General features: G+C 60.2%; 12 protein-coding genes. 7 read left to right on the forward strand and 5 right to left on the reverse strand.

Annotated features, from left to right (window positions below):
• Nucleotides 1–140: 140 nt before the first annotated feature.
• On the reverse strand, nt 141–2,132 hold the full coding sequence (locus sake_RS06475; RefSeq protein WP_243155747.1) for a PhoX family phosphatase: 1,992 nt from the start codon (nt 2,130–2,132) through the stop codon (nt 141–143).
• Between the two features lie 390 nt (nt 2,133–2,522).
• Here sake_RS06475 and abc-f point away from each other — a divergent pair, with 390 nt between their 5' ends.
• Nucleotides 2,523–4,121 (forward strand): ribosomal protection-like ABC-F family protein, encoded by a 1,599-nt coding sequence (gene abc-f / locus sake_RS06480; RefSeq protein ID WP_129359682.1) that lies wholly within the window; start codon nt 2,523–2,525, stop codon nt 4,119–4,121.
• Between the two features lie 50 nt (nt 4,122–4,171).
• On the opposite strand, the gene sake_RS06485 is transcribed toward abc-f, so the two are convergent.
• Genes sake_RS06485 through sake_RS06495 form a run of 3 tightly spaced genes read right to left on the reverse strand, consistent with a single transcriptional unit; the run spans nt 4,172 to nt 5,919 of the window.
• Entirely contained in the window at nt 4,172–5,143 is a 972-nt protein-coding gene (locus sake_RS06485; RefSeq protein WP_238147606.1) for an SURF1 family protein, read from the reverse strand.
• Nucleotides 5,144–5,182: 39 nt separating this feature from the next.
• Nucleotides 5,183–5,419, reverse strand: a complete 237-nt coding sequence (locus sake_RS06490; RefSeq protein WP_129359681.1) for a hypothetical protein — start codon at nt 5,417–5,419, stop codon at nt 5,183–5,185.
• 41 nt (nt 5,420–5,460) lie between these two features.
• Nucleotides 5,461–5,919, reverse strand: a complete 459-nt coding sequence (locus tag sake_RS06495) for a DUF3099 domain-containing protein (protein ID WP_129359680.1) — start codon at nt 5,917–5,919, stop codon at nt 5,461–5,463.
• 203 nt (nt 5,920–6,122) lie between these two features.
• On the opposite strand from sake_RS06495, the gene sake_RS06500 reads away from it, so the two are divergent.
• Nucleotides 6,123–6,869 carry a beta-ketoacyl-ACP reductase gene (locus tag sake_RS06500; protein WP_129359679.1) on the forward strand — a complete coding sequence of 249 codons (747 nt, stop codon included), beginning with the start codon at nt 6,123–6,125 and terminating at the stop codon, nt 6,867–6,869.
• Between the two features lie 83 nt (nt 6,870–6,952).
• On the forward strand, nt 6,953–7,696 hold the full coding sequence (locus sake_RS06505; protein ID WP_129359678.1) for an SDR family oxidoreductase: 744 nt from the start codon (nt 6,953–6,955) through the stop codon (nt 7,694–7,696).
• Nucleotides 7,697–7,779: 83 nt separating this feature from the next.
• Here sake_RS06505 and serB read toward each other — a convergent pair whose 3' ends face one another.
• Nucleotides 7,780–8,727: a phosphoserine phosphatase SerB gene (gene serB / locus sake_RS06510; protein WP_165000966.1), complete on the reverse strand. Its 948-nt coding sequence runs from the start codon at nt 8,725–8,727 to the stop codon at nt 7,780–7,782.
• A 109-nt stretch (nt 8,728–8,836) separates the two neighbouring features.
• Between serB and sake_RS06515 the strand changes: the two genes are divergently transcribed.
• The 4 genes from sake_RS06515 (at nt 8,837) to sake_RS06530 (ending at nt 12,044) form a co-directional block, all read left to right on the forward strand.
• A complete protein-coding gene (locus tag sake_RS06515) occupies nt 8,837–9,628 on the forward strand; it encodes an ABC transporter ATP-binding protein (protein ID WP_129359676.1) in 792 nt (263 codons plus the stop codon).
• Entirely contained in the window at nt 9,625–10,407 is a 783-nt protein-coding gene (locus sake_RS06520) for a sulfite exporter TauE/SafE family protein (RefSeq protein WP_129359675.1), read from the forward strand. Before sake_RS06515 ends, sake_RS06520 begins: the two co-directional genes overlap by 4 nt.
• A 28-nt stretch (nt 10,408–10,435) precedes the next feature.
• Nucleotides 10,436–11,335: an RNA methyltransferase gene (locus sake_RS06525; protein WP_178945647.1), complete on the forward strand. Its 900-nt coding sequence runs from the start codon at nt 10,436–10,438 to the stop codon at nt 11,333–11,335.
• Between the two features lie 448 nt (nt 11,336–11,783).
• Nucleotides 11,784–12,044, forward strand: coding sequence for a type B 50S ribosomal protein L31 (locus tag sake_RS06530; RefSeq protein WP_129359673.1), 261 nt, complete (start codon nt 11,784–11,786; stop codon nt 12,042–12,044).
• Nucleotides 12,045–12,052: the final 8 nt, after the last annotated feature.

Raw genomic sequence — 12,052 nt, forward strand, 5'->3', positions numbered from 1 at the left:
AGGCACCGGCCCTCATGCGCGTCGTGAGGACCGCGCGTCGACACCGTCTCTGGCGAGGAGGAATTTCTGTTCATTCCACAGGCTCGTGCTTGCGGAGGTGTCCCACCTCGTGCAACCCCTTGCAGGGCGGCCCGCCGGCTTCAGACTCCGATACGGCCGTAGTCCTTCTTCCACACGACCGCCGTTGACGGGCGCGCGACGGACGTCCCGCCGTCGGGCCAGTGCGACGTCGTCGACTCGACGGTGGCTTGATCGTCTTCACCCGGATGCTGCACGTTGATCAGAACACGCTTGTCCTGGATGACCGGCCCGCAGGTTTCGGCGCCTTCGGGGACCGTGAGGAATTGTTTGGTCAGCCCCCGGTTTTCTCCTTCGAGGGACACCGCGAACAAACCATCATTGGATTTGAGCGCGTTCCCATCTGTCGAGATCCACAAGTTACCGTGCGGATCGAAGGCGAGATTGTCAGGACAGGAGATGGGCGAGACGCTGGATTTGTCGAACCCTCCGAAATAGGTTTCGGCATCATTCGGGTCGCCGCACACCAGCAACAGGTTCCAAGAGAATTGCTCACCCGTGTGGTCATCGTCCACCTCCAGGACCATGCCGTTCTTGTTTTCCTTGACGGGAGCGTACTCGGCAGTGGGAGCGTCGTCCTTGCCGGGGCGATTGGCACCACGGTAGGAGTTGTTGGTCAAGGCGGCGTAGACCTTGCCTGTTTTGGAGCTGGGCTGAATGTCCTCCGGCCGATCCATCTTAGTGGCACCCGCATGGTCGGCAGCCAAGCGAGTGAAGACCAGTACTTCTTCGCCCTCCATTCCGTCCACATGCGATTCGACTTTTCCGTCGGCGGTGCAAGTCGCCAATTTGAGCCATTGGCCGTCCCCGTCGTAAGCACTGTCTTCCGGAAGCTCACCTTCTACGAAGTCCTCGGAGTTTCCGCTGAACTGCGCAGCGTACAGAGTCCCCTCGTCCAGGGCACGCATGTTTTCCTGCCGGGCATGATCCGAATTCCCGGGGACGATAAGGCGGGAGGAAACGAATTTGTAAATGTATTCGAAGCGGGAGTCATCGCCCGAATAGGCCACGATCGTTCCGTCATCGGTCACGTGAATTGTGGCTGCCTCGTGTTTGAAGCGGCCCAGGGCGGTGTGTTTGATCGGTGTCGACGTGGGGTCCCAAGGGTCGACTTCGATGATGTAGTTGAAACGGTATGGCTCATTCGGCTCTTTTCGGATGTCGAATCGATCGTCGAAATCCTCCCATCGGCGAGCCGTTTCGGGATCTTCCATGCCGTAACGCTTGTAACGTTCTTTGGCGCTCTCGTCGTCGACGTCGCCGCCGCCAGCAAAGTACTGGTCGACGTTCTCCTCTCCCGAGAGGACGGTTCCCCACGGGGTGACGCTGCCCGAGCAGTTGTTGAGAGTGCCTCGGACCCTCGTACCGGTCGGGTCCATCGAGGTCTTGAGCAAGTCCGATCCCGCCGCAGGGCCGACTAACCGGAACTCGGTCGTCCCGGTGATGCGCCGGTTGTACTTACCCATGACCGGCTCGAGCTTGCCGTCTCGGTCGTTGCCCGCCACCTCGACAATGCTCAGACCATGTGACTCCCATTCCGTTCGAACCTGCTCTTCGGTGGGGGCCTCGGCGTCATAACCGGGGAACATCTGCTGGGGAGTGGTGTACTCGTGATTGCTCACCAGCAAAAAGCGATGGTCCTGACCTTCAATCGGAATAAGCTCGGCGAAATCGCAGTTGAATCCGAATTGTTGAGCTGCGGACTCCGGGGATTGATGGTTCAGATCCCATGTGGGCGCCCCGGGGACTACCGGGTCGCCCCATCTGATCACGACGTCGCTCACATATCCTTCCGGGACCGTGATGGCGTCCTCTGTGTTGGGTGCAACCATCTCAAAACGCAAGCCTTCCGGGGTCTTCGCTCCCATCCCGGCCGAGTTCTCGGTGGAACCACCACCGGCCGCTCCTGATGCCGGCTCTTGACCGCAAGCAGCCAGAAGACCGGCGCCACCGACCGTCATCGCGGCAGCGCCGAAGCCTTTCAGCATGGACCGACGGTCGAATTTCTGGCGTACGACGTCGCGGAAATAATCGTTGTTAGAGGTATTGGACACTGGTTTGGCGCAAGCATTACCACACTTGTAAACGCAAGTACGGTGCGAGCGACCAGAGGTGAAGTCGAGAAGGGCCAGTAGTTTACGGCCTTGAGGAGCCAAATTTTCTCCTGTGTGCGATGGATCGGTTAGGCGGACGTGGCACATGCCATAGTTTGAACCTAGGCGTCTTGGATGACTCCGAACCTGCCGCGCCGTAAAGGGGGTGGCAACGCGAGGTTAACTTGTCCGGGGCGGAAGAGAGTTCCCCGTCTCACGGTGACCAAGTGGCTGCACAGACACCGCTGTCCCGTAGGATGGAAAGGATGCGTGATTGAGCACCAGGCACGTCGGGAACCAACGACCCGGTCTCACGCTCCGCCGAATAGTTTGAAAGGCTCTTGCACTCCATTGATTACCGTTTCCAACCTTGAACTGCGCGCCGGCGCCCGTCTTCTCATGGACGAGGTGAATTTCCGTGTGAACAAAGGCGACAAAATTGGTCTGGTCGGGCGCAATGGTGCAGGCAAGACAACCATGACCAAGGTTTTGGCGGGCCAGGACCTGCCCGCGAGCGGGGAAGTGTCACGGAGCGGGAGCATCGGATACCTCCCTCAGGACCCCAAGGTCGAGGACATGGAGCAGACCGCCCAGGACCGAATCTTCTCGGCTCGCGGTCTCGCCGGCGTCGTCGGACGGATGCGTCAGGCGCAAGAGCAGATGGCTTCGGAAGACCCCGCCGTGCAGGCCAAGGGTATGAGGTCCTATGACCGCTTGGAAGCTGAGTTCATCTCTGGTGGAGGTTATGCTGCCGAGTCGGAAGCTGCCACCATCACGCACAACCTCAACTTGCCGGACCGGCTTTTGGCTCAGCCTCTCCGTACGCTCTCCGGTGGCCAACGACGCCGCGTCGAGCTTGCCAGGATTCTGTTCTCGGATGCTGACACGATGCTGCTGGACGAGCCGACCAACCACTTGGACGCGGATTCGGTCGAGTGGCTCCGCGAATTCCTCCGCAGCTATCAAGGCGGTCTACTGGTCATCAGCCACGACGTCGAGCTCATGGAGCTCGTGGTCAACAAGGTTCTCTACCTGGACGCCATGCGATGCGTCGTCGATGTCTACAACATGGACTGGAAGCACTACCTGCAGCAGCGTGAGCAGGATGAACACCGCCGTAAGCGTGAGCGGGCCAACGCCGAGAAAAAAGCCAACTCCTTGATGGACCAGGCCAACAAGATGCGTGCCAAGGCGACCAAAGCCGTAGCGGCACAGCAGATGATCAAGCGAGCCGAGCGCCTCATGCGTGAAGTCGAGCCCGAGCAGGCCCATGACAAGGTTGCGGCCATTCGATTCCCAGCACCGGCACCGTGCGGCAAAACCCCTCTGCGAGCGAGCGGGCTTTCGAAGTCATACGGCTCGCTGGAGATCTTCACCGACGTGGATCTGGCGATCGATCGCGGTTCGCGCGTGGTGGTGCTGGGCCTCAACGGCGCGGGCAAGACAACCCTGCTGCGTATGCTGGCCGGGGTCACCGATTCGGACTCGGGCCAGGTCGAGCCGGGGCACGGGCTGAAACTGGGATATTTTGCGCAGGAGCACGACACCCTCGACGGCGATCGATCCGTCCTGGAGAACATGCGATCCGCCGCTCCGGATCTTCAGGACACCCAGGTCAGAACCATTCTGGGGTCGTTCCTTTTCCAAGGCGACGACGTCAACAAGCCGGCCAGCGTACTGTCCGGCGGCGAAAAAACGAGGCTGGCGTTGGCTACCCTGGTCGCCTCGAGCGCGAATGTTCTCTTGCTCGACGAGCCGACGAACAACCTCGACCCAGCCAGCCGCGAGGAAATCCTCAATGCGCTCAAGAATTATGAGGGCGCGATCGTCATGGTCTCGCACGATGAAGGCGCGGTCGAGGCTCTGGACCCGGAACGGGTTCTGATGCTTCCGGACGGCATCGAAGATCATTGGAACAAGGACTATCAGGACCTGATTACGCTCGCATGATGTGAACCAGCTCAGAGAGGAGAGCGCGGAACAACCGTTCCGGGCTCTTTCTATTTCCGGAAACGCTGCTCCTCAGCAGCGTCCAGGTAGGCATCTTCCAACTCCTCGTCGGTCACGCGTTTGCGCTTCTTCTGAGGCTTGGGCCGCACAATGGCCTTCATGTGCGACGGCATGTCGTCCATCATCTCCATTTGGCGCAGGATGATGGACTCGTCGACGTCACCGATGTATCGGCCTTCTTCGTCGTAGAACGTCCCATAGTAGACGTCGAGTTCGGCGGCCAACTGGGCATCGAGGCGATCGTTCCTGACCTTTTGGCGTGCGCACCAGGCATATGCCACGTAAACCAGGATCGCGAAGGCGTACCACTGCATCGAATACGAAAGGTTGGGGCCGGCATCCTGCTCCGGCTCGCTGAGCCGACTCGGCGAAGTAGCGGGTGCTGGATCTTCCGAGGACATGATCCCGTATCCTGATTCCGCCATCGGGTAGGACAACTGTTCTCCGAATTTCTTGAGGTTGATCGAGGCGATTTGGCCTTCGGGAGCGTCCTTACCCGTGTCTGCCTCGCCTTCCTGCAACCGGGCCGTCACATCCACCTCGCCCGCGGGCGGAGGCGGGACAGCGGAAGCCGGTGATGCGTTCGAATCTCCGGCCCCGACCCAGCCACGGTCGATGAGTACCGTATGGCCGTCGGTCGTGGTGAATGGTACGAGCACCTCGAAACCTACGCTACCGTCGTGGGGCCGGTTGCGGACGAGTTTCTGGTCTTCGGGGTGGTAGGTGCCCTTCATGGAAATCGGGGTCCACTGTTTGTCAGAACTGTAGTCAGAGAAATATTTTCCCGCCTCGTCAAAGGACTCGGGCTCAGCGTTGTAGTTCTGACTGATCCGGCTGTTGCGGTAGTCGAGGGCTTCCTTGCGATCCATTTGCCAGCCCGCAAGGTAAACACAGATCAGGGAGAACAGAATGCACAGGGCAAACGCACCGATCCATTTGCCGGACAGTAGGAATTTGTACACGTAGGATCTCTCTCACGGTGGCCCATATGAGGGGCCTGGTCAGTCTTGGGCATCCTCGAATGGCACGACGTCCTTCAAGAAGCCACGAGCCTTCAGGAAATCCGCAAGCCAGTCACGGTGCTCCGGGCACGCCAGCCATACTTTACGCCTATCAGGTGTGTGAATTTTGGGGTTGTTCCATTCGACCCGGAAAGCGGCCGGGTGCGAGCAACCCTTGCGTGAGCACAGTGCTCGTTCGGGCTCTTGCGCGGTACCCAAGAGATCGTCGAGGTTCACTCATGGCTCCTTGTCGTCGAGTGCTCAAAAATGCAGACGAGTCATCTTCCCCGTGAATCGTGACCGGGGCGGTATTCTCCTTCGATGACTTCGTCCTCGTAGATCGGGGAATCCTCGCTTGCGGGACGTTCACGCGGTGGTTCGGCCGGCTCGTCCCCGGAGGGGGACTCGCGTTCCTTGGCATAGTCCCTGCCCGGGATTAGCTCCCTAGGAGTCGCGCCCGGTACGTAGGAGACATCCTTGACTTCCGCCCTGTCGTTGCCATTGGCCAAAACCACGGCAATCCAGGGGAGTACGGCGACGCCGACCACAGCGACCCAGCGTATCCACCCGTCGAAGATCACGGCGATGATGAGGCAGACAATACGCAGGCCCATCTGAAGCGCGTACCGTTTCATCCGATGATCGATGCCCTCGCTGTGCGGGGCTTGGGCCTCCGTGATGGTGTGGAGGTCCTCCGCTTCTTCTTGAGGGACATGAGGTTGACCGCGTCGAGCCATGGTGCGTCCCTCCTCTCGAATTCTGTAGTGCGAAGACCTTTCGACTACCCATTCTTCCACCCCGGTCAAGACTTTGTTGACGCGATCCGGCAGGCGATCGCGCTTCGCATGCGACGTCCGGTAGGGCCCCTCCGCTAGGATGGCTGATTGAATACTTTAGGCGGACATTAGCTATTCAGCTGGTCAAATTCCGGAAGGACACCATGACAGCAGAGAACACTACCGGCGGCTCCGAGGAAGGCTTTCAACCTCGTACCGTCTTGGTGACGGGCGGAAACCGGGGCATCGGCCGAAGCATCGCCGAGGCCTATCGTGACCAAGGACATAACGTCTGTATCACCTATCGGTCGGGCGATGCTCCGGATGGCTTCTTCGCGGTGCAGGCCGATGTGACAGATTCCGCGTCCGTGGACCGGGCATTCAAGGAAATCGAGGCCCAATACGGTCCCGTCGAGGTCTTGGTCGCCAACGCAGGCGTCACCCGCGACACTCTCCTGCTTCGCATGAAGGAGGAAGATTTCACGGAGGTTATCGACACGAATCTTACGGGCGCGTACCGCGTCGTTCAGCGCGCTGCCAAGGGCTTTCTTCGCAAGAAATTCGGCCGCGTCGTGCTGATCTCCTCGGTGGTCGGTCTTTACGGATCTCCCGGCCAGATCAACTACTCGGCGTCCAAGGCCGGGCTGGTCGGTATTGCCCGTTCGCTCAGCCGCGAGCTTGGCTCACGGAACATCACGGCCAACGTCGTGGCGCCTGGGTTCATCGACACCGACATGACCGCGGTGCTTCCGGAAGAGACCCAAGCGAAGTACCTGGACGCGATCCCTGCTCACCGTTTCGGACAGCCCGAAGAGGTTGCGCGTGTGGTCCGTTGGATCACGAGCGACGAAGCCGCCTACATCACGGGCGCAGTGATCCCGGTCGATGGCGGCATCGGTATGGGTCACTGACAACAGGCACACCGGCCTGCCTGCGTGGCCGAGACGAACGAGAACTGGCAACGGCCTACGTTGCACTCAGACGAAAGGACAACATGGGAAAGTTGGACAACAAGTCCGCTATCGTAACGGGTTCCTCCCGCGGGGTCGGAGCGGACACCGCGAAGATCCTCGCCGGCGAGGGAGCTGGCGTCGTCGTGAATTACCGGCAGAAGGCCCCCAGAGCCAACAAAGTAGTGAAGCAGATCGAGGAAGCCGGTGGGCGCGCCGTCGCCGTCGGTGCGGACATCACGGAACATGCTGACGTGCAGAATCTTGTCGATACGGCCGTGGAATCCTTCGGTGGTCTCGATGTCCTGGTTCTCAACGCGTCGGGCGGGATGGAAACTGACCTGGGGGAGGACTACGCCCTACGCCTGAACCGGGACGCCCAGTTGGATCTTCTGCGGACAGCAGCAGAGGCCATGAAGCCAGGATCGCGGGTGGTCTACGTGACTTCCCACCAGGCCCACTTCATCAAGGACGTCGAGACAATGCCCGAATACGAAGCAGTAGCTCGCTCGAAGCGCGCCGGTGAAGACGCCCTGACGGCCGAGATTCCGGCTCTCACGGAAAAAGGCATCGAGCTGGTCGTCGTATCCGGGGACATGATCGAAGGAACCGTTACCGCGACCCTCCTCAATCGGGCGCGCCCGGGAACGCTCGAGGAACGACGCAATGAGGCGGGCAAACTGTACTCCGTCGAAGAATTCGCTCGGGAGGTTGCCAAGATGGTGACGGCCGACGTCGAAACCGGACACGTCGAACTCGTCGGTGGGGCACAGGGCTTCTTGGACTGAGCCACGATCTCACCATGCGTTGGGGCGGCCTTGTAATCGAACCGATTCCGGGGCCGCCCTTTCGCGTTCCACGTTCGAACCGACTAGAGATTCACGAAATGACGAACGGCGTCGAGCCGACGGATGTTGATCTGCGCGTCGGCATCCTGGCGCAAAGCTTCTTTCGCGTTGAACGCAACGCCGAGGCCGGCCGCGTCGAGCATCAGACGGTCATTGGCTCCGTCACCCACGGCAATCACGTTGTTGGTTTTCACTCCGCACGACTTGGCCCATTCTTTGAGCGAATGCTGTTTGACGTGCGCGTCGACGACGGTGCCAAGGCAGCTTCCCGTGAGCTGCTCGTTCTCGATCTCCAGCCGGTTCGCCCGGGCGAATTCGAGGTCCAGCTGGCGGGCAATAGGCTCCAAAACCTGGATGAACCCACCCGAGACGACGCAGACCGGGAAGTCTCGCGCGTGAAAAGCGTCGACGAGCTGTTTGGCACCCGGCGTGAGTGTCAGCGAGCGAGAGACGGCAGCCAGAACCGAGACTGGCTGACCCTTCAGCGTGGATACTCGGTGTTCCAAGGATTGAGCGAAGTCCAGTTCTCCCCTCATTGCTCGTTCGGTGACTTCGGCCACCTCGTGGCGGACACCGGCCCGGGCGGCCAACTCGTCGATGGCTTCCTGACAGAGCAGTGTGGAGTCCGCGTCAAGGATCAGCATGAGCTTTTCGGCACGTGACAGAGCAGGATCCACGACGTTGATGTCGTAGCCGGGGACTGCCTGCTGCAGGGAATCTGGCCTGAGAGTTTTGCGCAGCTCCGTGATGTCATTTTTCCACGCGACGTCGACCAGCACCGTGGTGTACATGTGACCGCCAGCCTGGGGGAGGCGCTTGCCGTCCCTGGGTATCTCCGACAGCGCGGCAGATGTCAGGGGAAGGGCGTTCTTGATGGTGGCGCCGGTGCGCTCAATGAAAGCGTACAGCGACCGGTGATCATCGGTCTGGACATGCTGTGTGGTCGCGACGACGCGGAGAGTTTTGCTCATGGTCTCCATCATATGGAGGTGCCGCCGCACATCCCAGGGCTTGCCATGACGCGCCGGTGAAAGCGTCACAGGTAGCCCGAGCCCCCTTGAGTGCCTTAAAGTCGTGACTATGAGTGCTGTTTTGGAGTTGGTCGACGTCTCGGTGGTCCGCGGAGCGGGTAACCGATTGATTGATGGAATCACATGGACCGTCAACGAAGGCGAACGTTGGGCGGTGCTCGGCCCGAACGGTGCAGGCAAGTCCACGTTGATGAGCGTTTGTGCGGCTCGACTCCACCCCACGACGGGAATGGTCGATATTCTCGACGAAATCCTGGGAGCCGTTGACGTATTCGAACTCAGGCCCCGTATCGGCTTGACCTCCGGAGCCATCGCTCAGCAGATCCCCCACGGAGAGAACGTGCGTGACGTCGTGGTGACGGCTGCGTACGGGGTCACCGGCCGCTGGCGTGAGGGATACGACCGGATGGATCATGAGAGAGCCGCGGAATTGTTGGACCAGTGGGGAGTCGCCTCATTGGCCGATCGGACTTTCGGGTCCCTTTCAGACGGGGAACGAAAGCGCGTCCTGACGGCACGCGCGCTCATGACGGACCCCGAGCTCATGATTCTCGACGAGCCCGGTGCGGGCATGGATATCGCGGGTCGGGAAGATCTCGTGTCACGTCTCACCGATTTGGCGCGTGACCCGGATGCTCCCACGACGATTCTGGTGACACACCACATAGAGGAATTGCCGGAGGGGCTCACCCACATGTTGTTGCTCAACCACGGACGTGTGGTCGCCAAAGGCCCCATCGATGAGGTTCTGACCAGCGAAAACCTATCCGCAGCGTATGAGACTCCATTGAAGCTGACCAACATCGACGGGCGGTACGCGGCCTTTTCTGCTCGCTCATGACGTTGCTCGAAATATGCATCATCCTGGTTGCTGGACTGTGGGCTGGTGCGATCAACACGATCGTCGGGTCCGGAACCTTAGTGACTTTCCCGGTGCTGGTCTCGATGGGCGTTCCGCCGGTTACGGCCACAATCTCCAACGCCATGGGGCTGATCGCCGGGAACTTCACTGGGGCATGGGGATATCGCAAAGAACTCCGCGGGCTGGGCAAGACCCTATGGAAGCTGCTGCCGTGTTCCCTCGTTGGCGGAATCATCGGTGCGTACCTTTTGCTGCACTTGCCGGAGAGCGTCTTCGAATCCATCAGCCCTGTTCTGATCGCCGTGGCGCTTCTGTTCGTCATCTTTCAACCGAAGTTGCAAGCGGCCGTCCGCAAAAGACAGGAACGATCCGGAACGGCGTCCCATGACGATGAGCACCAGCCTTTTACTCTCTACGCTCTGGTCTTCTTCGCAGGAATCTACGGCGGCTACTTCGTGGCTGCCCAAGGTGTACTCCTCCTGGGGATCCTCGGGGTATTCCTCATGGCGTCACTGCAGGGATCCAATGCGATCAAAACCGTATTGGTCGCCGCCGTCAATCTCATCGCCGGTATCTCGTACCTGCTCTTCGCGTTCGACCGCATCGATTGGTGGGTCGTCTTGCTTATCGCGATCAGCTCAATGATTGGCTCTTTCGCGGGGGCAAAGATTGGTCGTCGCCTCAAGCCCGTCGCGTTGCGGACCATCATCGTGATCCTGGGTCTCGCCGCGATCATCAAGATGGTGTTCTTCGACTGAAGACCCGCCGCCTTATCTCCAGGACGTTATGAAGAATCCTCAATACTCCGCCGAAGACCTCGCTCTACGACGAGAACGCGTCAGCGCGATCCCAAGCGTGGTTCGTGTGACGAGAGAACAGCTGTCCGCTTCGGACGGTCGGGCCGAAGACCGGGTGCTCCGGGACCTTCGATTCTACAGGGGCCTGACGGACGTGCGGATGCGCACGTCGCGGGAGTCCGAATGGGGCGTGTACATCGCGGAATCATCCAAGGTGCTTCGCCGGGCGCTCGAGGCCGGCCATGCGCCGCTGTCATTCCTGACATCGGACAAGTGGGCTGTGGATCTCGAGGACGTGTTGCGCGGTCATCCTGATGTGCCGGCCTACGTGGCCGAGGACGATGTCCTCGAACAGCTGACTGGATTTCATCTTCACCGTGGCGCGCTGGCTGTCATGCGCCGGCCCGAGCCGAGACCGTTGGAAGACGTCGTCAGGAACGCACGACGTATCGCGGTCCTGGAAGACATTGTCGATCACACCAACGTGGGCGCCATTTTCCGATCGGCCGCCGCTCTGGGGGTGGACGCGGTCCTGGTCACACCACGATGTGCCGACCCGTTGTACCGGCGGTCCATTCGAGTCTCGATGGGAACAGTGTTCCAGGTGCCGTGGGCGCGGCTGGAGAATTGGCCGGAAGATATCGGTGCCTTGCATCATCACGGGTTCACCACAGCGGCACTCGCCCTGACTGAGGATTCGACTACCATAGATGAGCTCGCCGCCCGCAATCCGGAAAGACTGGCCCTGATATTGGGGACGGAAGGGGACGGATTGGCCCGGAAGACTATTGAGGAGGCCGGAGAGGCGGTCATGATCCCCATGGGACACGGAGTCGATTCTTTGAACGTTGCTGCGGCATCGGCGGTCGCGTTCTACGCGACGAAATAGATTCAGATTCTCGTGAGGATGCGCTTCCATGCGTAGGCCCTTGGAGTTCGGGACAGCCGCTCGCGTTGTGTCTGAACTGGGGTAAGCCGATACTTTCGACGTGAAGGACCAGTTGCCCGTCAGCTCCTGCGCGAATCGCGAGAATGTCACTGGGCCGTCTGAGGCACGTGAGGTTGTAGACATAGCGACAATTCGCGAATTGCAATACCGATATTGCGCCTTGTGATGACCATGCGTCGGTCCTACCGAAGAGCCCCGCAGGCCGCTAGACGCACGCCACATGAGAATCGCGCCGGCTTGCTTCCTCGTCATGACGGGGCGTGGTAGCGTAGGCGGGTCGTCGGTCTTCGACGACATGGTTCGCGTTGGCGCCCAAAGCGCCTGACGAATCTCACAATCCCAAGACCCGAGGCCTGGCAAAATCCAGTCCACAGAAGAGGCACACACTATGCAGACCGATATTCATCCGGATTACCACCCGGTTCTTTTCCGCGACCTCGCGTCCGGCAAGACCTTCCTGACCCGTTCGACCGCTACCAGCTCCAAGACCGAGACCTGGGAAGATGGCAACGAGTACCCGCTGATCGAGGTCGAGATCTCCTCCGAGTCCCACCCGTTCTACACGGGCAAGCAGCGCATCATGGACTCCGCCGGTCGCGTCGAGCGCTTCAACGCTCGCTTCAAGAACTTCGGCAAGGCCAGCAAGTAAGGCCTCAT

This window comes from Kocuria sp. TGY1127_2, assembly GCF_013394385.1.
Lineage (GTDB): Bacteria > Actinomycetota > Actinomycetes > Actinomycetales > Micrococcaceae > Rothia.

Bases quoted from the DNA above. Each gene is read 5' to 3' on its own strand.
- sake_RS06495 (WP_129359680.1), bottom strand. From the start codon at position 5,919: ATGGCTCGACGCGGTCAACCTCATGTCCCTCAAGAAGAAGCGGAGGAC.
- sake_RS06500 (WP_129359679.1), top strand. From the start codon at position 6,123: ATGACAGCAGAGAACACTACCGGCGGCTCCGAGGAAGGCTTTCAACCT.
- sake_RS06505 (WP_129359678.1), top strand. From the start codon at position 6,953: ATGGGAAAGTTGGACAACAAGTCCGCTATCGTAACGGGTTCCTCCCGC.
- serB (WP_165000966.1), bottom strand. From the start codon at position 8,727: ATGAGCAAAACTCTCCGCGTCGTCGCGACCACACAGCATGTCCAGACC.
- sake_RS06515 (WP_129359676.1), top strand. From the start codon at position 8,837: ATGAGTGCTGTTTTGGAGTTGGTCGACGTCTCGGTGGTCCGCGGAGCG.
- sake_RS06520 (WP_129359675.1), top strand. From the start codon at position 9,625: ATGACGTTGCTCGAAATATGCATCATCCTGGTTGCTGGACTGTGGGCT.
- sake_RS06525 (WP_178945647.1), top strand. From the start codon at position 10,436: ATGAAGAATCCTCAATACTCCGCCGAAGACCTCGCTCTACGACGAGAA.
- sake_RS06530 (WP_129359673.1), top strand. From the start codon at position 11,784: ATGCAGACCGATATTCATCCGGATTACCACCCGGTTCTTTTCCGCGAC.